General features: G+C 58.6%; 19 protein-coding genes and 1 other RNA gene. 6 read left to right on the forward strand and 14 right to left on the reverse strand.

Going from position 1 to position 20,628, the window contains the following annotated elements:
• Positions 1 to 49 precede the first annotated feature (49 nt).
• Positions 50 to 742 carry a queuosine precursor transporter gene (locus HPY58_05445; GenBank protein NPV29100.1) on the reverse strand — a complete coding sequence of 231 codons (693 nt, stop codon included), beginning with the start codon at positions 740 to 742 and terminating at the stop codon, positions 50 to 52.
• A 731-nt stretch (positions 743 to 1,473) separates the two neighbouring features.
• Between HPY58_05445 and HPY58_05450 the strand changes: the two genes are divergently transcribed.
• On the forward strand, positions 1,474 to 2,559 hold the full coding sequence (locus HPY58_05450; protein ID NPV29101.1) for a glycosyltransferase: 1,086 nt from the start codon (positions 1,474 to 1,476) through the stop codon (positions 2,557 to 2,559).
• Positions 2,560 to 2,561: 2 nt separating this feature from the next.
• On the opposite strand, the gene HPY58_05455 is transcribed toward HPY58_05450, so the two are convergent.
• Positions 2,562 to 2,735: a hypothetical protein gene (locus HPY58_05455; GenBank protein NPV29102.1), complete on the reverse strand. Its 174-nt coding sequence runs from the start codon at positions 2,733 to 2,735 to the stop codon at positions 2,562 to 2,564.
• 203 nt (positions 2,736 to 2,938) lie between these two features.
• Here HPY58_05455 and HPY58_05460 point away from each other — a divergent pair, with 203 nt between their 5' ends.
• Entirely contained in the window at positions 2,939 to 4,237 is a 1,299-nt protein-coding gene (locus HPY58_05460; GenBank protein NPV29103.1) for a nucleotide sugar dehydrogenase, read from the forward strand.
• Positions 4,238 to 4,397: 160 nt separating this feature from the next.
• Positions 4,398 to 4,589, forward strand: coding sequence for a ferredoxin (locus HPY58_05465; GenBank protein ID NPV29104.1), 192 nt, complete (start codon positions 4,398 to 4,400; stop codon positions 4,587 to 4,589).
• Here HPY58_05465 and HPY58_05470 read toward each other — a convergent pair.
• Positions 4,586 to 6,061 (reverse strand): hypothetical protein, encoded by a 1,476-nt coding sequence (locus HPY58_05470; GenBank protein NPV29105.1) that lies wholly within the window; start codon positions 6,059 to 6,061, stop codon positions 4,586 to 4,588. The genes HPY58_05465 and HPY58_05470 overlap by 4 nt on opposite strands.
• A gap of 294 nt (positions 6,062 to 6,355) precedes the next feature.
• Here HPY58_05470 and HPY58_05475 point away from each other — a divergent pair, with 294 nt between their 5' ends.
• Positions 6,356 to 6,532 carry a hypothetical protein gene (locus tag HPY58_05475; GenBank protein NPV29106.1) on the forward strand — a complete coding sequence of 59 codons (177 nt, stop codon included), beginning with the start codon at positions 6,356 to 6,358 and terminating at the stop codon, positions 6,530 to 6,532.
• A gap of 106 nt (positions 6,533 to 6,638) precedes the next feature.
• Here the strand turns inward: HPY58_05475 and HPY58_05480 are convergent, their stop codons facing one another.
• Positions 6,639 to 7,544 carry an ATP-dependent DNA ligase gene (locus tag HPY58_05480; protein ID NPV29107.1) on the reverse strand — a complete coding sequence of 302 codons (906 nt, stop codon included), beginning with the start codon at positions 7,542 to 7,544 and terminating at the stop codon, positions 6,639 to 6,641.
• A 177-nt stretch (positions 7,545 to 7,721) separates the two neighbouring features.
• On the reverse strand, positions 7,722 to 8,225 hold the full coding sequence (locus HPY58_05485; protein ID NPV29108.1) for a hypothetical protein: 504 nt from the start codon (positions 8,223 to 8,225) through the stop codon (positions 7,722 to 7,724).
• 302 nt (positions 8,226 to 8,527) lie between these two features.
• Between HPY58_05485 and HPY58_05490 the strand changes: the two genes are divergently transcribed.
• The gene (locus tag HPY58_05490; GenBank protein NPV29109.1) at positions 8,528 to 8,935 is read left to right on the forward strand and encodes a hypothetical protein; all 408 of its coding nucleotides are present in this window, start codon (positions 8,528 to 8,530) and stop codon (positions 8,933 to 8,935) included.
• 331 nt (positions 8,936 to 9,266) lie between these two features.
• Here the strand turns inward: HPY58_05490 and ssrA are convergent.
• The 4 genes from ssrA to rnr all read right to left on the reverse strand — a co-directional run bounded on the left by ssrA (position 9,267) and on the right by rnr (position 12,924).
• Positions 9,267 to 9,594: a transfer-messenger RNA gene (ssrA, locus tag HPY58_05495) on the reverse strand.
• Positions 9,595 to 9,731: 137 nt separating this feature from the next.
• Positions 9,732 to 10,211 carry an SsrA-binding protein SmpB gene (smpB, locus tag HPY58_05500; GenBank protein NPV29110.1) on the reverse strand — a complete coding sequence of 160 codons (480 nt, stop codon included), beginning with the start codon at positions 10,209 to 10,211 and terminating at the stop codon, positions 9,732 to 9,734.
• Between the two features lie 15 nt (positions 10,212 to 10,226).
• The gene (locus tag HPY58_05505) at positions 10,227 to 10,679 is read right to left on the reverse strand and encodes a PaaI family thioesterase (protein NPV29111.1); all 453 of its coding nucleotides are present in this window, start codon (positions 10,677 to 10,679) and stop codon (positions 10,227 to 10,229) included.
• 49 nt (positions 10,680 to 10,728) lie between these two features.
• A complete protein-coding gene (gene rnr, locus HPY58_05510) occupies positions 10,729 to 12,924 on the reverse strand; it encodes a ribonuclease R (GenBank protein NPV29112.1) in 2,196 nt (731 codons plus the stop codon).
• Positions 12,925 to 13,215: 291 nt separating this feature from the next.
• Between rnr and HPY58_05515 the strand changes: the two genes are divergently transcribed.
• Complete coding sequence (locus HPY58_05515) at positions 13,216 to 15,324, forward strand: sodium-translocating pyrophosphatase (protein ID NPV29113.1); 2,109 nt, start codon at positions 13,216 to 13,218, stop codon at positions 15,322 to 15,324.
• A gap of 69 nt (positions 15,325 to 15,393) precedes the next feature.
• On the opposite strand, the gene secG is transcribed toward HPY58_05515, so the two are convergent.
• The 5 genes from secG to HPY58_05540 are packed head-to-tail and all read right to left on the reverse strand — an operon-like array spanning position 15,394 to position 20,575.
• Entirely contained in the window at positions 15,394 to 15,618 is a 225-nt protein-coding gene (secG, locus tag HPY58_05520; protein ID NPV29114.1) for a preprotein translocase subunit SecG, read from the reverse strand.
• Between the two features lie 41 nt (positions 15,619 to 15,659).
• A complete protein-coding gene (eno, locus tag HPY58_05525; protein NPV29115.1) occupies positions 15,660 to 16,952 on the reverse strand; it encodes a phosphopyruvate hydratase in 1,293 nt (430 codons plus the stop codon).
• A gap of 35 nt (positions 16,953 to 16,987) precedes the next feature.
• Positions 16,988 to 18,538: a 2,3-bisphosphoglycerate-independent phosphoglycerate mutase gene (locus HPY58_05530; GenBank protein ID NPV29116.1), complete on the reverse strand. Its 1,551-nt coding sequence runs from the start codon at positions 18,536 to 18,538 to the stop codon at positions 16,988 to 16,990.
• Positions 18,535 to 19,437, reverse strand: coding sequence for a triose-phosphate isomerase (locus HPY58_05535; GenBank protein NPV29117.1), 903 nt, complete (start codon positions 19,435 to 19,437; stop codon positions 18,535 to 18,537). The genes HPY58_05530 and HPY58_05535 overlap by 4 nt, the downstream gene beginning before the upstream one ends.
• On the reverse strand, positions 19,355 to 20,575 hold the full coding sequence (locus tag HPY58_05540; protein NPV29118.1) for a phosphoglycerate kinase: 1,221 nt from the start codon (positions 20,573 to 20,575) through the stop codon (positions 19,355 to 19,357). The genes HPY58_05535 and HPY58_05540 overlap by 83 nt, the downstream gene beginning before the upstream one ends.
• Between the last annotated feature and the right edge of the window lie 53 nt (positions 20,576 to 20,628).

The raw sequence follows: 20,628 nt of genomic DNA on the forward strand, positions 1-20,628 counted from the left end.
CCGAAACGACATGGCAACGGCCCGGCCTCCGGAGCCGGGTTGGCAATCTTTAACGGTTTCTTAAAGGGTTTTCCTGCTCTCTCATTCCTCTTTCCAGATCCCTCAAAGAAACGGCAAACGGATTGAAGTTGGTCCCGATATCGAAGTAGTCCTCCTGCTCCACCCTTTTGAGCCAGTTGACAAAAATGTAGGTCAGGGGTGTTGCCGCGATTTCGTAAAGTGTTTTGAAAATGTAGTTGCTGCCACCCATCACAACCAGCGCGGGAAAAGGAATTACCCCTGCAAAGGCCACGGCAACAAAGAGGGCAGAATCGATGAACTCACCCACCAGGGTCGAGCCGATCGTCCGCGTCCAGAGCCAGCGCCCGCGCGTGAAGATCTTCATTTTCGCAAGCACGAATGAGTTTGCAAACTCCCCGCTGAAGTAGGCAAGCAGGCTTGCCAGGACGATGCGCGGGGTCTGCCCCAGAATCGCCTCGTAGGCCCCCTGGCGCTGCCAGTCCGGGGCTGCAGGCAAAACGCCCACCAGCCAGTAAACAAAGGCCATAAAGATGCAGGCCGCGAACCCCGACCAGATCGCGATCCTGCTCCTCTTGAACCCGTAGACCTCGGTCAGGATGTCGCCGAAAATGTAGGCAAAGGGAAACAGGATTGTCCCGCCGTCGAAGTAAAAGGGGCCCAGCTGCGTGACCTTCACCGCGACGGTGTTGGACAGCAGCAGCACAACCACAAAAGCCACCATCACTAAAGGAAATAACCTGTACGGCACCTTTCCTGCTCCTTTTTTTCTTGTGCGCCCCGCTTTCCAGTATACCAGCTTTCCCCTGATAAGAAAAGGCAGTTCAGGAACGGCCCAGGAACGTGGCATGAGTGCCGGGGCAAAGGCCACCCTCTGCCGATACCATACGTCACAGCCTGACAGGGAGACTGCTTGAACCTCGAAAGATTTTATTTGCAGCAGTGATGAGAAAGACACGGAGGAACAAGGTAGTACCCACGATAGGCTTTTTCGGGTTGTCGCCCTTGACGGAACTGGTCTATTCAGCTCGCAAAGCAGATGCTGTTCGGACCTGCCAAGCAGTCCATCATAAAGATGGCCCCTCCTCGCCGCAGCTACTTTCAAACGAATCTCACCTCCTCCCCGGAGCGAAAAATGCAAAAATGCAAAAGAAGCAAAAAGAAGGTCAAAAAAGACCTCCTCTTCTATTGACTCATTCAAATTAACTCGGCAAGTTTTTTTGTGTAATGATTCGTCGAATTCTGTCGGCCGCGCCGGCACCTTGACCGCCTCCCCGCGGAGCTGCTATACTTGGTGCGCGCGGTGCAGGCGAAAGCCGGGAAACTGTGGGGCGCGGGAGGGAACTGAGAGTGGCCTCGGGAGAAAAACGCCGGGCTGCGGTGCTGGAAAATCAGGAGATCATCTGCATTTCCTCGGTGGACTGGGACCCCATCTGGACGCGCAAGCAACAGGTGATGTCGCGCCTGCCTGAATCAAACCGGATTCTCTACGTAGAGCCGCCGATTTCCCTCCTTTCGCCTTTCAAGGACCCTGCCTGCTGGAAGAAGTGGAGAACCTGGCGGGAGGACCTGCGCCGGTGGAGCGAGAACATCTACCTGTACTCCCCGCCCCCGGTCCTCCCCTTCGGGAACGTCTACCGCCCCGTGAACTGGCTGAACCAGGCCTGGCTCGCCCCCTTCATCCGGGCCGCGGCCCGCGCCCTCGGCTTCCGGCGCCCCATCCTCTGGACCTACCTCCCTAACACCGCCGACCTCGCCGGGAGGCTCGGGGAGAGGCTCGTCATCTACGACTGCGTGGACGAGCACGCCGCCTACACCGGCTTCCGTCCGGAGACGGTCAACACCCTGGAGAAAAAGCTCCTGAAGCTCGCCGACATTGTCTTCGTGACGGCAAGGGGCCTCTACGAAGCAAAAAAACCTTACTGCCGGGAAATTCACCTCATCCCAAACGCCGCCGACGTCGCCCACTTCAGGCGCGCCCTCGACCCGGAAACTCCCCTCGCTCCGGAGCTGCAGGGCCTTCCCCGCCCGATCCTCGGTTTCGTAGGGGTGATCCAGGACTGGATCGACCTTGACCTGATTGCCGAACTCGCCCGGAGGCGCCCCGCCTGGTCCTTCGTCCTGGTGGGGCCTGCGGGGCCGGGCGTGAATTTGGGCCCCCTCCGGGAAATGGCAAACGTGCATCTCCTGGGCAGGCGGGATAAAGAGGTCCTCCCCAGCTATTTTAAAGGCTTTGACCTCTGCCTGAACCCCTTCCGTTTGAATAAATTAACGGCAACGGTGAGCCCGCTCAAGTTCTACGAGTACCTGGCGACAGGGAAACCGATCGTTTCCGTCCCTCTCCCCGAGGTCGAACCCTTCTCCGGGCTGGTGGAGATCGCCCGAGGCCCCGACGAATTCCTGCAAAAAATCGAGGCGGCCCTTGCCTCAGAAACTCCGGAGCGCCAGGCCGCCCGCCTGCAGGCCGCCGGGGCAAACTCCTGGGAGCAGCGGGTGGCGGAAATGATGGCAAAAATCGCCCCCCACCTCAAAGAAAACTGACCTCACCGACCTATCCAGAGGGCTTCGACTTCACCAATATCCCTGAGCTCCGGATCACCTGTCATCAACAGACTTCCGGCGGCCCTGGCGGTGGCCAGGGCAAAAGCATCCGCGTAAAGAATGGCATATTTAATCTTAAAACCGGCAGCAGCAAAAACGAGGCTGACTGCATTCAAATAGAGCCGGAGCGAAGTTTTGGTTACATGTCAAGAAATAAAAAAACATCTGCTTTTGGAAGGAACTCCAGGGGCCTCTGAAGAAGTTATCTGAAGAAGTTATCTGAAGAAGTTATAAGGGTTGAAGAATTACCGGCAGGAACAGCAGAGGTCACGGCTCGCTGCCAGCCATTCAGAAAGCAAGGAAGAAAGGAAGGAAGCTTATGGAAACGGAAAGAAAAATCGCAATTTTCGGGCTCGGTTTCGTAGGGCTCCCCCTCGCCCTCAGTTTCGCCCTCCGGGGCTGCCGGGTGACCGGCGTTGATGTGGACGGGCAGCTGGTAGAGGACCTGAACCGGGGGATCACCCACCACCTGGAATCCTACCGGGGCACACCGATTCAGGAAATTCTCAAGGAGCAGCTGAAAACCGGAAGATTCCAGGCCACAACCAATCCCGCACCGGCCCTCGCCGCCTGCAGGGACATCATCGTTACAGTGGGGGTTCCCGTCGCCAACGGCATCCCCGATTTCAACCCCGTCAGGGACGCGGTGGCCACAATCGCCCAGGGTCTGCGGCCCGGCCAGCTCGTCCTGGTGCGCAGCACCCTAACACCGGGGACAACCCGGCGCGTGCTCCAACCCATCCTTGAGTCCTCGGGTCTCAAGGCCGAGCAGGACTTCTACCTTGCCTACGCTGCGGAGCGGATCGCCGAGGGGCGCGCCTTTGAGGAGTTCGAAAACATGCCCACAGTTGTCTGCGGGGTGGGGCCCCGCAGCCTGCAGCGCGCCCGGGAGGTCCTGGGAATCGTGACGCGGGCGGAGCTGGTTGAGGCGAGTTCCATTGAGGTGGGGGAAACGGCCAAGGTGCTGGAGAACATCTCCCGGGATGTGGACATCGCCCTGGTCAACGAGTTTGCCCGGTTTACGAAGGCGCTGGGAATCGACATCTTTGAAGTGATCAGGGTTGCCAACACCCACACGCGGGTCAACCTCCTCCTGCCCGGCCCCGGCGTGGGCGGTTACTGCGTCCCCAACGCCCTTTACTACCTGCTCCCCCGCGCCCTGGAGTTCAACCTCAACCTGCGCATTTTTCCAACGGCCCGGCAGATCAACGACGAGGCCCCAACCTACGTGGCAGGGCTGGTCCTGAAAAATCTCCCGGTTCCCCCGGCCCGGGCTAAAGTCGCCGTCCTCGGCATCGCGATGAAAGATTACTCCAACGACGACCGGCTCAGCCCCGCCCATACCGTGATCAAGGTGCTGCAAACGGCGGGGGTGGAGGTCAGGGCCTTCGACCCGGCGGTTCCCACCCGCTACCCCTTCTCGGCTGCCAGCCTGGAGGAGGCTCTGCAGGGTGCCCACGGGATTGTGGTGCTCGCCCGGCAGCGGGGGCTCGACTACCAGAACCTCTCCTCCTTCAGGGAGTTGATGAGCAAGGAGCGGCCCTTCATCGTGGACACCCGGAACATTTACGACCGCGCCGCGGCGGAAAAAGCGGGGTTTCACCTGGAAACCCTTTAGGAAAATGGGCCTGGGTTGAGGCACCGGAGCAACAAAAAGAGAACCGCACGGCATGCCGTGCGGTTTATTTTTTTCTAAAACAAGCCATATTAATTGAGGAACTAATCCCCTTCAGTTTGGCGGGCTCATAATGAAACACTTCCGGAGGGAGGAAAACTCAATGGACGTTTTCGTTGATCCTGATCTCTGCATCAGCTGCGGAACCTGCATCGACCTCTGCCCCGAAGTCTTCGACTGGGACGAAGAGGGAAAGGCCCACTCCCTTTACGATGAGGTTCCCCATGACCTGGAGGAATGCGCCAGGGAAGCCGTCGAAAACTGCCCTGTTTACGCCATCAAAGAAGCCGATTAGGCTGCGGGAATGGCTGCTGCAAGGTCTTCCCAGAACTCCGGGAAGCCCAGACCGAGGCGCCAGAGGGAGACCCCGGCCAGCCCCTGGTCCCGGGCAAGATCCAGCTTCGCCTTGAGGCTCGCCCTGTTCTCGTACCAGACCTCGTGCTTCACGCCGGCCTCATCGACATAAGTAAAGTGGGGGAGGCAGGAAACAGGGTCCCAGGCGGGAAACGTCTGGTGCGCCGCGGCCAGGGCCTCCGCCTGCCGGAATGTCAGGGAGCTAGCGTCCTTTCCTTCCGGCCAGTCGTACCCGTAAAGACCCAGGCCGAGAAGGATTTTATCAGGTGGAAGGAACTGCCGGGCGTAGGCGATTACCCGCTCCACCCAGTCGTAAGGGGCGATGGGGCCCGGCGCCCCGGTCCGGTAGCTGTAGTCGTAGGCCATGAGAACGATCCTGTCGGCATATTTCCCGATTTCGCCGTAGTCGTAGGCGGCATGCCAGGGCACCTCCCGGACCTTGGCCGGCACCGCCACCACAAGGTCCGCCCCCACCTGCTTTAAGGCCTGAGAAAGTTCCGCCAGAAAGGTGTTGAAGGCTCCCCGATCCTCCGGCCTGACGAACTCAAAGTCCAGGTTGACGGCCTGGTGCCCCTCCTCCCGGACGAGGTTGACCAGGCTGCTGATTAAAGCGGCGCGCGCCTCCCTGCTGTTCAGCAGGATGTGCAGCTTTTCGGGGTCGAAAAGGGCCACGGAGGCCTGGGTGCGGATCTTCTGCTGACGGGCAAAGTCCAGCGCCAGATGGTGTGCCTGGGGGTAGTCGAAAACCAAATTTCCCGTTTCATCAGCCTCGTACCAGCGGAAGGCCACATCTGTGAGGTTCATGTACCGCTCAAGAAGCTCCTGGTAAGATCCTCCATAGTAATAACCGAGCACCACTTTTTCCTGCGCGCAGATCGTGATTAAAACCCTCCTTCCAACCCCGTCCCAGGTCACGGCGGCTCCGAAGGCCTCGCTCAGGAAGCGCAGCGGCACCAGGGTGCGGCCCTGCCTGATAACCGGAGGCACATCAAGCACAAAACCCCGGCCGTTGACGAAAACGTTTGGGCTCCCGGGCCAGAGGACAACCGCAGTAGCGCCCCGGGTCAGGGTAACCTGCCGCGTTTCCGGCTCCCAGGCAACTGCCGCCTCAAAGGCGGGCGTCTCCGCGAGGAACCGGATCGGTACCAGGGTACGCCCCTGCACGATAATCGGTTCCACATCGGGAAAGAAAACCTGCTGCCCGTTGACGAAGACCCGGACGGGAGCTGCGGCGCGGGCCGAAGCCGGGGCTGATGGTGCCCCTGAAAGCAGTGAAAACATGGTGAGACCTGCAAGCAAAAGCCTCCTCCAGTTCATTCCTTCTTTGCCTCCCGGCATAAAACTGAAGGAAATTATTCTCCCCTTCCCTGCATTTTCCTCCCGCAATTTTACGGTAATTTCTTCCTCTTCCACCAAACCTCCCTGCCTCGCAAGGCGTGCGTTTTCTCATGCCTGCTTCCCTATTTTTCGGAGGAGGTTCCGAAAATACGGAAAAAGGAACGAAAAAATGGAGGGGCCCGATTCTCCAGATCCGGTGCTTTTGGAGGTCAGGACCGGCAAACCAGACAGGAAGCCAGCCTTCTGAATTCCCGAAGCTGTTCGAAATGCCCGCCGCGGGCCTGTTCACTGGCACGTTTTATGCGTATTTGATCCAGGCGAAGGGGTTAAAAGGAGGCGGCCGGAAGGGCCGGAAAGGAGGTCTCAAAAATGGCAGTCAGCGTCAAGGAATTTCAGGGGAAATTCCAAGGGAAAGGAAGGCAGGAAGAGCAGAGAGTGGCGCCCGGGAAAAAGCGGGCAGAAAAAAAGGACGCATACGAGTTCCCTTACGACGACCTCAAACTCCTCTACGACTACCTTACGAAACAGGAAAACACCACCCGGTAAAAAGTTGAACAGGGTATAAAATTTTTCGATCCAATCGCCGATGGTATGGGTCCCTTCAATCCGGCCGGTCCCGGCGGGGGGATAGGCCTTAAAAGGAAAGGCTGCTTCAAAGGGGCAGCTGCTGTTTCAGGGTAAGAACAGGGGCAAAAAGGTCGCCGAAGCGTGCAAGGCGCCGGAGAACCTCGCCGGCCTCAAAGACGAGCAGCTCCGGGGCTTCCTTCGCCAGGGCAGCCTCCAGCTCCGTCCAGGCCACCGGGGTGGAAGCAGTGGGGCGTTCGGCAGCCCGGAGGGAGTAGACGCAGACGGTGGTCTTGTGGGCATCGTTCTGGCTCCAGTCGATGAAAACCTTACCTGTGCGGAGCTTCTTGTTCATCTTTGAAACCACCAGGCCGGGGTGCTGCCTTTCCAGGAGTTCGGCGCAGGCCCTGGCAAAGCCCCTGGTCTGCTCGTAGGAAGCCGGGAGGTTGAGGGGAACGTAGACCTGGAGCCCCTTCAGGCCGGAGGTTTTGGGAAAGCTCCGCAGCCCCAGTTTTTCCAAAAGCTCCCGGAGCCGGAGCCCCACCCGGGCGCACTCCAGGATTCCTGCCGGGGGCCCGGGATCCAGGTCGAACACCAGCATGGTGGGAGCAAAGGGGTCTGCGGCCAGGGAAAGGGAGGTGTGCAGCTCGAGGGCAGCCAGGTTGGCGGCCCAGACCAGAGAAGGAAGGTCGTTGAGGAGGCAGAAATTGATCGGAGGGCCGTTCTTCCTGCCCAAAACCGCGGCCGTCCGGAGCCAGTTGGGGCGGAACTCCGGGCACTCCTTTTGGTAGAAAAATTTGCCCCGCACCCCGTCGGGGTAGCGCTTGAAGGTGACCGGACGCTCTCTGAGGTGCGGGAGCAGGGCCGGGGCGATCCGGCTGTAGTAGTCGATAACCTGGGCCTTGGTGAAGCCCGCAGCCGGATACAAAACCTTATCCAGATTCGAAAGCATGAGATTTTTGCCATCAATTTGAACCGTTGTTCTGTCGGGCACTACTTCCCAAACCCCTGCGCTGGCAGCCTTGTAACAAGTCATTCCATACTAAGTTTGCGCAAACTCCAAGTTTAATAATCAAAAGGATGGTTCTGATGAAAGGGAATCCTCAATCAAAACACCAAGTGTACACCAATTCCATTGCTTCAACTTTTGAGTCTTCTTGAATCGTGTCATTTACTTTTGTGTGATCGTTTTTATTGAAATCAAATAATCAAATATCATCAAAATCCCATCTGCAACCTCAAACCACCCCAGGTTTTTGCCGTCACTGTTTACGCCCTGATATTCCTCGTATTTAGGACGGTATTTTTGCAAAACAACCCCTGCGGGATCTCCCACTTTAACTCCGAGGTCATTTTGAAACTCCGGACTATGAGATAATACATGGAGCACTCTTAAAGACTCTTTGCCAATAATCACAGTAATTCCCCTGTCATACTTCATAATTCGCTGGGGCTCCCCGTAGTAAGCCGGCTCACTATTTACCGTCTCGCTGTAATCATCTCCCAGCACTTGAACAACATGATCCCGGGAATCCCCAAGCTGGATCCCTGCTATGTTCGGCCCGGTCACTGTCTTTTTGCTGCCGGTTTCCTCAGTACCGGCACTACTGCTGCAGCCAACGAGAACAACAGAAAAGAAAGCAGCAAAGATAATTGCCAGCCATTTTGTTTTCACCCGAAACACCCCCTGATTTAAAAATATTATCCTGCCTCCGGACCTTCCTACAACTTTACAACTTATAATACATTAAATACTACCCAAAAACTTTAAAAGTGCGAAAGCATGTGAAGCCGGGAATTTGCACTTTGAGTGTTCAGCGCTGCAAACACACCTCTCCCCAAAGGATCGGCCTTCTAAAGGATCGGCCAGTTCTTCCGAGCGCAAAGAAATAAGCCATACAAGAAATAACCACAGTTGTATAAAAACAAAAATTTTATTATAATCTTGAATAGAAACATACGTTCGGAGGGAGAACTGTGAAAAAAGAACATGCGGCGTATATTGCAGGTATTATTGATGGAGAAGGAAGTATTTCCTTGGTAAAAGTGCATAAAAATCAGTATCCATCACCTTTCATAAGTATACCCTCATCAGATTTAGAACTGCTGGAATGGATTAAAAATACCACAGGTTACGGTACCATAATTCGTAAAAGAAATTATAACCCTGCCAGGCACAAAGATTCTTATACATTAAATATAAGGTATAATGAAGCGATTACATTACTGAATGATATTGTTGAATACTTGGTTCTTCCAAGAAAGAAACGGCGTGCTATGTTGATAATATCGGAATATAAAAAAGTAACGCCGCGAAACGGGAGATACTCAAAAGAACTACTTGCTGAAAAAGAACGTTTTTACCAAAAATTTAATTCAATATGAGAATATAACAAAAGCAGACCGCAACAATCAGGTCTGCTTGAATTTTCTGGTGGAGGCGAGGGGACACGCTCCCTGCAGGTTTCCCTGCAGCGTGGACTATATCTTTACCCGGCGCGTGCTCAGGTGCCGGGTACCTGGCGTATTATGAAGAGCGCAATATGTTTGTGAGATGCTCTTCATCCAAGGCTAAAGCCTTGAGTCTCTACAGGGCCTGCCTGATTTAGTTCCAGGCTGACCCCTCGGTGTTGCCATATAGCGATGCTTGCGCTACTTAGGTTTCACCGATGTAAGCCAGGTTTTCACCTGGATGTTGCCATCCAGGGCGACCTTTTGATCGAACCCCTGTCCGGAAGACCGGCTGCAAAGGCTTCTCCGAGCGCAGCCGGTGTTTTGTTCTCGCCGGAAAAAGCGCCCGCCGGCAGGCTCTCATCCGGCCAGCTCCGAGGTTTTCCGCTGCACCCCTGGAGCGCAGGGTGCAGCGGATTGGCCTGCTGGGTGACGCCCGTTGCCGGCCCGCAGGCGAGGCCGGGCGGACGGGCCGCTTAATTAAGCAGCCAGAGCCAATTCTTCGTTGGCGGTTATTTTCTTTCCACCGTATTCCGGGCTGGTGGAACCCCGGCTCGCTGCCTCTGCCTCCAGATTCCCCCGTCGAAACCAGTACGCCCCCACTTTGTTTTTTCAAGAGCGCCGCCCGCCAAAACCAGTGCCAGTGCGCTCCCGGTTATATTATACCACAATCCCCCTGCTCCGCAAACACCCAAGCAGGAGGAGCTTCCCCGGCAGGGGGGTCCGCCGGCTAGCGATCCCGCCCGCGCCACTCCCGCGCCATTTCCCGCGCCGCATCCCTTTTTGCGATTTCTTCCCGTTTGTCGTAGAGCTTTTTCCCCCGCGCCAGCGCCAGCTCCACCTTCGCCTTCCCCCTTTTAAAATAAAGGCGCAGGGGGATCAGGGTGTATCCCTTCTGGGTGGTCTGGCCCAGGAGGCGCCTGATCTCGCGCTTGTGCAGGAGGAGCTTCCGGGCGCGCTTGGGGTCGTGGTTGAACCGGTTCCCCTTCTCGTAGGGGCTGATATGCATGTTCTGGAGGAAGACCTCCCCGCCCACCACCTCGGCGTAGCTGTCCCGCAAGCTCACCTTTCCGGCCCTGAGAGACTTCACCTCCGTCCCCACCAGGGCAATCCCCGCTTCATATGTTTCATCGATATAGTAGTCATGCCGCGCCTTCCTGTTCTCGGCTACGACCTTAATGCCTTCGTTTCTTGCGTCCCGCAGCCTCATCACCCCCAAAAAACTTTAAGAACGGTGCTCGAAATCTCCTGAGCCGCCCAGCAGGTTCTCTTGCTGGGCCGGAGAGAGAACGCAAAAGGCGCCTTTCGCAGCGGCAACGAGCCTGCCCCCGGCGCCCCGGATTTCCCCCCGGGCCGTGATCAGGCGCCTTTTGCGCCCCTCAACCCATCCTTTGAGCTCAAGGGGGATGCCGACCCGGGCCGGATGATGATACCGCACCTCGATTCCCGCCGTCACCGTCAGCTCGCCCTGCGCAAAAACCGCCTTGTACATCACCTCATCCAGCAGGGCGGCAAGAATCCCCCCGTGCACCACGCCGGGATACCCCTCCCAGCGGGCATCGGGGAGAAACTCGCCGCGCGCCCCTTCCCCGTCAACATAAAAAAAACGAACTCCGAGCCCCGCCGGGTTTTCGTCACCGCAGACAAAACACCCTTTATACAAGGGCAGCTCCTTCAACAGACCAACCCCCTCCGCCTAATTCTGCTAGCCTCCTCTGCTTCCGCCTTTACCTTCCCAGGGAGGAAACTCCAGCAACCAGTTCAAAGTCGACCTGCCTGTCCTCCAGGCTTGCCCGCGCCACCTGGACCCGCACCCGGTCGCCAATCCGGTATACCTTCTTCGTGTGCTCCCCGGTCAGGGTGTAGTTTTTTTCATTAAAAATATAGTAGTCATCGGTCATCGTGGAAACGTGCACGAGCCCTTCAATCCCGTTGGGAAGGGCGACGAACATTCCGAAATTCGTCACGCTCACCACAATTCCCTCGAAAACCTCTCCCAGAAACTGGCGGATATATTCGACCTTCTTGAGGTCGACCGTTTCCCGCTCTGCCTCTTCGGCCACCAGCTCCCGCGCCGAACACTGCTCCGCATAGACAGGCATCAAGCGCGCCAGCTTTTCCCTGCGCTTCGGCCTCAGTTCCCCGTGGGCAAGGAACTCCCACAGAACGCGGTGTACGATCAGATCCGGGTAGCGGCGGATCGGCGAGGTAAAGTGGGTGTAGAGCCGCACCGCCAGTCCGAAGTGCCCGAGGGGCCGGGGATCGTAGCGGGCATGCTGGAGGGAGCGAAGCATCACCGTGTGGACGACAAGCTGTTCGGGCCGCCCCTCGACCTGCTGCAGGACCTCCTGAAAAAAGCGGGGGTGAACCCCGTTGCGAGAGGGAATGTGAAAACCGAAGCCGTGCAGAAACTCGTTCAGCTGAACAAGCTTTTCGGGGTTCGGCTCCTCGTGAACCCGGTAGAGGAGCGGGGCCCCCAGGTGATACAAATGTTGGGCAACGGTTTCGTTTGCAATCAGCATGAACTCCTCGATAATCTGGTTGGCAATGGACTGCTCCAGGAGCCAGACGGCTACAGGACGCCCCTGCTCGTCCAGCGTCACCTTGCTTTCGGGAAAGTCGAAGTCCAGCGCGCCACGCTGCCGCCGCCGGTTCCGCAAGATCAGGCAGAGGTCCCGCATCTGGTGGAAGGTCTCGACGAAGGGAGCGTAGCGCTGGCAGAGTTCGGGGTCCTCTTCCTCCAGGATCCGGCGCACGTGCGTATACGTCATCCGCTCCGCAACCCGGATGACAGAGGGCCCGATCTCGTAGCGGATCACATGGCCCTCCCGGTTGATCTCCATGAACACGGTCAGGGCAAGCCGGTCTTCCCCGGCGTTGAGGCTGCAAATTCCGTTCGAAAGGCGCGGGGGAAGCATGGGGATCACCCGGTCCACCAGGTAGACGCTGGTCCCGCGCCGGAAGGCCTCTTTGTCCAGCTCGCTGTTCTCCCTCACGTAGTAGGCAACATCGGCGATGTGGACCCCGAGCCGGTAGTTCCCGCCGGGAAGAACTTCAAGGGAAACGGCGTCGTCCAGGTCCCGCGCGTCCTCCCCGTCAATGGTCACCACCGGCAGCTCCCGCAGATCCCAGCGCCCCGCCAGGTCCTCCTGAGAAAGCTCAAGGGGGATTGCCTCCGCCTCCCGCAGCACGCGGGCAGGAAAATCCTCCGGAAGCCCGTATTTCTTTACGATTGCCAGGATGTCGACCCCAGGCTCACCTGCAGCCCCGAAGCGCTCCACCACCCGGCCCTCGGGGCTGCGCCGCGCCTCGGGCCACCTGGTGATCTCCACCACCACTTTATCCCCCTTCCGCGCCCCTCTCATTTTGGCGCGGGGGATAAAGATGTCCCAGCCCAATCTTTTGTCATCGGGGACCACAAAGGCGAAGTGGCGTCCTTCCTCTTCCAGGGTTCCCACAACCCTCTGGTTGGCGCGCTTCAGAATCCTGATCACTTCCCCCTCGGCCCGCTTCCCGCGCAGGCTGTAGCCCAGCGGGCGGACGATCACACGGTCGTTGTGCATCGCACCCCCCAGGTTTTCCCTGGAGATGTAGATGTCATCTGTTCTCCCGTCATCGGGAATCAGAAAGGCGTAGCCCTGGGGATGGCCCTGGAGGGTGCCCACATAAAGATTCATTTTTTCAGGAAGGCCGTACCTGTTTTTCCGGGTCCGGACGACCTCTCCCCCGGCCTCCATTTCTTCCAGCAAGAAAACAAGGCCGCCGAAATCTTCTCCAATCTCAAGCTGTTCAGCCAGCTCCTGCACTCCCAGGGGCCGGCCTGCCTTCTTCAAGAAATTCAAAACACGTTCTTTGAGCTTACCCTCTTTCTTTCTTTTTCGGATCTTCTTTTGGCCGCCCTGAGTTCTCTGTTTTTTTGCCATAACTCTTCTTCACCTTTTGTAAGTTCAATTGTTAACATCTCGATTTTATCACGGAGTGTTCTTTTGAAACAACAGAAAAGAGAAATCAATTAACACAATTTCAACAATCGTGACACATTTAATTAGTATACCCCATCTTTGTTGACAACATTAGAATAATTTGCTATTCTTTTTCTAGTCTCGACAAGGGATACAAAATACAAAATCCAGTTCAGGATGAAAAGGGGAGATGGCAGAGAAACTAAGGAGGAACTGTTTTCTGAAACAACCCATGGAAAGGAGAAAGCAGAGATGACGGAAAAACTGCTTGTGCTGGCACCTGTGGGATCTGTTCTGGCGCTCCTCTTTGCGGGATACCTTGCCTACATCGTGATCAAACGCTACGACGAGGGGCCCCCGGAGGTTGTTTTCATCGCCGAGGCAATCCGGGAGGGTGCCAAGGCTTACATCAAGCGCCAGTACAGCGGAGTTGCCCTTTTCTTTCTCGTAATGTTCTTCGTCCTTTTAGTTATTGCCTGGAAGGGCTACCTCACCTTTTTCACTCCCTTTGCCTTCCTCACCGGAGGCTTCTTCTCCGGCCTTGCCGGCTTCATCGGGATGACGATGGCCACCAACTCCAGCGCCCGCACTGCCATGGCCGCCAGGGAGAGCCTCAACAAAGCGCTCCGGGTTGCCTTCGCCGGGGGTGCTGTGATGGGCCTGGTTGTGGTCGGCCTCGGCCTCCTCGACCTCAGCATCTGGTATTATGTGCTCGACTATTTCTACCGCCACCTTGATACCGCAACCCGGATCCAGAACATCACCAGCACCATGCTTACCTTCGGGATGGGCGCCAGTTCCCAGGCGCTTTTCGCCCGTGTCGGCGGGGGGATCTTTACAAAGGCTGCTGACGTCGGGGCGGACCTCGTTGGAAAGGTCGAAGCCGGAATCCCCGAAGACGATCCCCGCAACCCTGCTGTAATCGCCGACAACGTGGGGGACAATGTGGGAGATGTCGCCGGAATGGGCGCCGACCTCTACGAGTCCTACGTGGGCTCCATCGTGGCCACCGCCGCCCTTGCCGTGGCAGCAGGGCATGGCATACCAGGTGTCAGCATCCCGATGGTGATGGCCGCAGTAGGAGTGCTCGCCTCAATCATCGGGACCTTTTTCGTCCGCTCTGGGGAAAACGTGGAGCAGGGAGTGCTCCTTGCGGCCCTGCGCCGGGGGATCTTCACCAGCGCCCTGATCATCGCGGTCGTTTCCCTCCCGCTCGTCTGGGCGGCGCTGGGCCGGGAGCAGCTCGGCGTTTACTACTCCGTTCTCGCCGGTTTGATCGCCGGGGTAATCATCGGTCTGAGCACCGAGTACTTTACCTCGGGCGAATACCGCCCGACCCGCCTCGTAGCCAACGCCGCGGTGACAGGACACGCCACCGTAATCATCAGCGGAATGGCAACCGGGATGCTCTCTACCGCAATCCCCGTTGTGGTTGTGGGGGCAGCGGTAATGCTGAGCTTCTTCCTCTCCGGCGGTGCGGCCAATTATAACGCCGGGCTTTACGGCGTGGGGATTGCGGCCGTCGGAATGCTGAGCACCCTGGGGATTACTCTGGCGACAGATGCCTACGGGCCGATCGCCGACAACGCCGGGGGAATCGCCCAGATGTCCCACCAGGAACCCATCGTCCGGAAACGGACTGATGCCCTTGATGCCCTGGGGAACACAACCGCCGCCACCGGGAAGGGGTTCGCCATCGGTTCTGCGGCGCTGACGGCGCTGGCTCTGATTGCCGCCTACCGCGACCAGCTGGAGATCATCATGCTCAGGGATCACCTGAACCTCCACCTCAACTTCTCAATCCTGAACCCGAAAGTCCTTGTCGGCCTCTTCCTGGGTGCAATGCTTCCCTTCTTCTTCGGGTCCCTGACGATGAACGCGGTGGGGCGCGCCGCCCAGAAGATCGTGCTGGAGGTAAGGCGGCAGTTCAGAGAGATTCCGGGGCTGCTCGAAGGCAAGGCGCGGGCCAACTACGCAAATGCGGTCGGGATCTGCACCCGCGCCGCTCAGATTGAAATGATCGCCCCTGCATTGACCGCGATCCTGGCTCCCCTGGTCATCGGAATCTTTCTGGGGGTGGAAGGGGTCGCCGGCCTCCTGGGCGGAGCGGTGGTTTCCGGATTCGTTCTCGCCGTGATGATGGCCAACTCCGGGGGAACCTGGGACAACGCCAAAAAGCACATCGAAGAGGGCGCCCACGGCGGGAAGGGCTCGGAGCCTCACAAAGCAGCCGTTACAGGAGATACGGTGGGAGACCCGTTCAAAGACACCTCGGGGCCTTCTTTAAACATCCTCATCAAGCTGATGTCGATGGTCTCCATCGTCTTTGCCTCCTTCATCCTGCACAACGCCTTATTCTAGAACCTCACCTGCAATTCCAGACAAAATTCAAGCCGGTACAGTTCTGTACCGGCCTTTTTTTGGCCATTTTCAGAGCATTGCCACAAGCAAGGTCAGCAGGAGAAAACCGACGGCAAGCACCGTCGAAACCCTGTTGAGAAACTCATCTATCCCCTTCTTCTTGCCCAGCAAAGACTGCGCGCCTCCGGCAATCGCGCCGGACAGTCCGGCGCTTCTTCCCGACTGGAGCAGAATCGTCGCAATCAGACCCAGGCTGAACAGCACCTGAAAAATCAGCAGAACGGTTTTGAGCAACCCGGCCTTCCTCCTTCCCGGTTTCCTGAAACAACTTTATTCTAGCACTGCCGGGAGAGGTTGTAAAGAGCACCGCGGCCCGCGTAAACCGCCGCCGCTCCCAGCTCTTCCTCAATTCGCAAAAGCTGGTTGTACTTTGCAACCCGGTCGGTGCGGGAGGGCGCCCCGGTTTTAATCTGGCCGGCGTTCAGGGCAACGGCAAGGTCTGCAATTGTGGTGTCCTCGGTTTCGCCGGAGCGGTGGGAAATGATGACACCATAAGAGGCCCGCCTGGCAGCTTCCACGGTCTCCAGAGTCTCGGTGAGGGTGCCGATCTGGTTCACCTTGACGAGAATTGCGTTTGCAGTTCCCTTCTTAATTCCGGCTTCGAGCCGGGTGCGGTTTGTGACGAAAAGGTCGTCTCCCACGAGCTGAATCCGGCCCCCCAGCGCCTTTGTAAGCTCCTCCCAGCCCTCCCAGTCGTCTTCGGCCAGCCCGTCTTCAATCGAGATAATCGGATAGCGGTCCACCAGTTCCAGGTAGAAATCGATCAGCTCAGGGGCGGTCCGGGAGACTCCCACGCCCCGGAAGTGGTACTTCCCGTCCTCGTACAGTTCGGTGGCAGCCACGTCAAGACCGAGAAAAACCTCTTCCCCCGCCTGGTAGCCGGCGCGCTCGATCGCCTCCACAATCACATCAAGCGCCTCTTCGTTGGACCTTAAGCTGGGCGCGAAGCCCCCTTCATCCCCAACGGTTGTGCTCAAGCCTCGCCCCTTCAAAACCCCCCGGAGGTGGTGAAAGATTTCCGTCCCCATCCTGAGCGCCTCCTTGAAGCTGTCGGCGCCCAGCGGAATCACCATGAACTCCTGGATGTCCACGTTGTTGTCGGCGTGCTTTCCCCCGTTCAGGATGTTCATGAAAGGAACAGGCAGCTGGCGCGCCCCGATCCCCCCCAGGTAGCGGTACAGGGGAAGGCCGAAGCTTGCCGCAGCAGCCTTCGCCACCGCCAGGGAGACCCCCAAAATGGCATTGGCCCCAAGCTTTTCCTTGTTGGGGGTGCCGTCCAGATCGAGCATGGCCTGGTCGATGGAAACCTGCTCTGCGGCATCCATTCCGATGATCTTCGGAGCGATAATGCTGAGCACATTTTCAACGGCATTGAGAACCCCTTTCCCCTGGAACCGCTCCCGGTCTCCATCCCGCAGCTCCAGCGCCTCGTGCGCCCCGGTGGAGGCTCCCGAGGGAACGGCGGCCCTTCCGATGCTTCCATCCTCCAGGTAGACGTCAACCTCAACAGTGGGATTGCCCCGGGAATCAAGAATTTCCCTTGCAAGTACCTCCGTGATCAACGACATTTCGGAAAAACCTCCATTTCCCTAAAAATTCCTTGTTAAACATTTGCCCTCAAAGGCAAAAGCAGAGAATGCCCGGTCATTTCCGGAGGTTTGGGAATTCCCAAGATCTCCAAAATCGTCGGGGCGAGATCCTCGAGGGCGCCCCCCTCCCGCAAAAGACACCCCCGGTACCTTTCCCCTACCAGGATCAGGGGAACTTCATTGGTGGTGTGGGCGGTGTGGGGCTCTTCACCGTCCCCCTCCAGCATCTGCTCGGCGTTGCCGTGATCCGAAGTAATCAGGGCAACGCCCTCCTTCCCCAGCACTGCGGTCACCACCCGCCCCAGGCACTCGTCCACAACTTCAAGCGCCTTCACCGCCGCCTCCAGGACCCCCGTGTGGCCGACCATGTCGGGGTTGGCGTAGTTCAAAATAATGACATCGTACCTGTCCTTTTTAATCTCCGCAAGCACCGCCTCCGTCACCTCGCGGGCGCTCATCTCGGGCTTCAGGTCGTAGGTTGCCACCCTGGGGGAGGGTATCAGAATCCGGTCCTCTCCGGGGTTGGGCGCTTCAACCCCCCCGTTGAAAAAGAAGGTGACGTGGGCGTATTTCTCCGTTTCGGCAATCCGCAGCTGCCTCAAACCGTGCGCGGCGAGAACCTCGCCCAGGGTGTTTTTCAGGCTCTGGGGCGGAAAGGCAACCGGCGCCGGAATCGTCACATCGTACTGGGTCATGCAGACGAAGTGAACACCGGGATACCCCTTTTTCCTGGTGAATCCCTCAAACTCCCTGTCCGTGAAGGCCCGCGTGAGCTCCCGCGCCCGGTCGGCCCGGAAGTTGTAGAAAATCACAACATCCCCGGGCCTTGCCTTCCCCTTCGGGTTCCCCTGAGCGTCAACGATCACCGTCGGCACCACAAACTCGTCGGTAACTCCCGCCTCGTAGGACCTTTCCAGGGCGGCCTGGGGAAGGGTGGCCTTTTCCCCTTTTCCGTAAACAATCGCCTCGAAGGCCTTTTCCACCCGGTCCCAGCGTTTGTCGCGGTCCATCGCGTAGTACCGGCCCATGACCGTGGCGATGACGCCGGTCCCCAGCTCCCGGCACTTTTTCTCTACAGCCTGGAGGTACTCCTTCGCGCTCATGGGAGGGACATCCCGCCCGTCCAGAAAGGCGTGGATGAAGACCCGGGAAAGCCGGTGGCGCTGCGCCATCTCCAGGAGGGCGAAGAGGTGGGTGAGGTGGCTGTGGACGCCCCCATCGGAAACCAGACCGAAAAGGTGGAGAGAGGCATCTTTTGCCTTTTCCATCGCTTCAACGAGCACCGAGTTCCTGAAAAATTCCCCCGTCCGGATCGCCCTGCTGATCCTGGTGATGTCCTGGTAGACCACCCGGCCCGCCCCGATGTTGAGGTGCCCCACCTCCGAGTTTCCCATCTGCCCCTCCGGGAGGCCGACCGCCTCCCCCGAGGCGGCGAGGGTCGTGGCAGGATAATTTTCCTGGTAATAGCAGAAGTTAGGGGTCCGGGCGAGGCAAACGGCATTCCCCCTCGCCTCCCCGGCGCACCCCCAACCGTCCAGAATGATGAGAGCCAGCGGGTGCTTCAAACTGTCTGCCCCCTTGCCACCGCGGCGCCGCGGATAATCTCGACGAAAGAGTCCACCTTTAAGCTTGCTCCTCCCACCAGCACCCCGTCAATTTCCTCCTCCTCCATAAAGGGAACGATATGCTCTGGCGTCATGCTTCCCCCGTAAAGGAAGCGAACCCGGCCGGCGAAGGAGGCGCCGAAGAGCCGCCCCAGCTCCTGGCGCAAAACCCGGACCACCGCAGCCGCATCCGCAGGTGTTGCGGTTTTTCCGGTGCCGATCGCCCAGACCGGTTCGTAGGCAACAACCAGGCCGGCGGGATCTTCTATCCTCAACCCCGCCAGTCCGGCACGCAGCTGCCGGAGGCAGAAGGCTTCCGCCTCCCCGGCCTCCCTGGCCGCAAGGTCCTCCCCCAGGCAGAAGATGGGGCGGAGGCCGCAGGAAAGGGCGGCTTCAAGCTTCATCCGGATCATCTCATCGCTCTCTCCAAAGTGCTTGCGGCGCTCCGAGTGCCCCAGAATCACGTACCGGCAGCCCAGGGCGCAGAGCATGGGGGCGGAAACCTCCCCGGTGTATGCCCCTTCGGGCGCCCAGTGCATGTTCTGGGCGCCCCACCCGATTGCGCTTCCCGCAAGCACCCGGGCGACGGCCGGAATGGCCGGAAAGGAGGGGCAGACCACCACTTCAACCCCGCCCGGAACCACCTTCTCCCGCAGCAGGGAGGCAAAGGCCGCCGCTTCGTCGGGTGTTTTATACATCTTCCAGTTGCCGGCCACTAACGTTACCCTGCCTGATCCTTCCACTTCTCCTGCTCCCTTCTTGGGTTCGGGATTCAGTTCAGCTTCTCGCAAGGACGGCAACACCGGGCAGCTCTTTTCCTTCGAGAAACTCCAGAGAGGCGCCTCCCCCGGTCGAAGCATGGGTAACCTGATCGATCACTCCCGTTTTTTCCAGAACGGCCAGCGTATCTCCCCCGCCGACCACAGAGATCAAATCGGGCCTGGCCAGGGCGCGCGCGATCGCCTCGCTCCCGCGGGCGAACTCCTCCCGCTCGAAGACGCCCAGGGGGCCGTTCCAGAAAACGGTCCTCGCCTTTTGAATCAGCTGCGTGAAGCGCTCCGTCGTCCGGGGGCCGATGTCAAGGGCGCGCCACCCGGCAGGCACCTCTCCCGGCGCAACAACCCTGATCTCGCCGGCCCCGTCCCGGGAGATCACCAGGTCCACCGGGAGCTCCACAGCCACCCCCCGGGCGCGGGCGCGCTTGAGAAACTCCCGCGCGAACCCGACGTTTTCCTCATCAACCAGAGAATCTCCCAGTTCGTACCCCTCGGCCCGCAGGAAGGTGTTCGCCATCCCGCCTCCCAGCAGAAGCTGGTCCACCTTGCCGAGAAGATTTTCCAGAACCCCGATTTTATCGGCAATCTTTGCCCCCCCTAACACCGCCGCAAAGGGATGGGCGGGATCGGTCAAAATGCGCCCCAGGGCGCTGACCTCCTTTTCCATCAAAAACCCTGCTGCCGCAGGGAGAAACTCCGCAACCCCGGCCGTCGAGGCATGGGCGCGGTGCGCCGTACCAAAGGCGTCGTTAACGTAGACGTCCGCGAGGGAGGCAAGTTTCTTCGCAAACTCCCGGTCGTTGGCCTCTTCCCCGGGATGGAAGCGGAGGTTTTCCAGGAGCAGGACTTCTCCCGGACGGAGCCGCGCCACGGCCTCTTCAACGGCAGGCCCCACGCAGTCATCGACCTTCTGCACTTCCCGGCCCAGCATTTCCCCCAGCCTGCGCGCCACCTCGTTCATCCGGAGCTTTTCGACAACCTTTCCCTTGGGCCTGCCCAGGTGGCTCATCAAAATGACCTTTGCCCCCCGCTCCAGCAGGTAGCGGATCGTCGGAAGGGTCGCGGCGATTCGGGTATCGTCGGTGATCTTCCCGGCCTCATCCAGGGGGACGTTGAAATCAACCCGGACCAGCACCCTCCTGCCCTCCACATCGAGGTCCCTGATGCTCTTGATGTTGAATTTATCCTTCAGGCCGACGGTTTTACCTGTTTGCGGACTCATTCAATCCCCGCCTTTCCAGAAATTTTTCGCCGGGCTTCCTGCTGACCGGCCGA

This window comes from Bacillota bacterium (assembly GCA_013177945.1).
Classification (GTDB): domain Bacteria; phylum Bacillota; class DSM-12270; order Thermacetogeniales; family Thermacetogeniaceae; genus Ch130.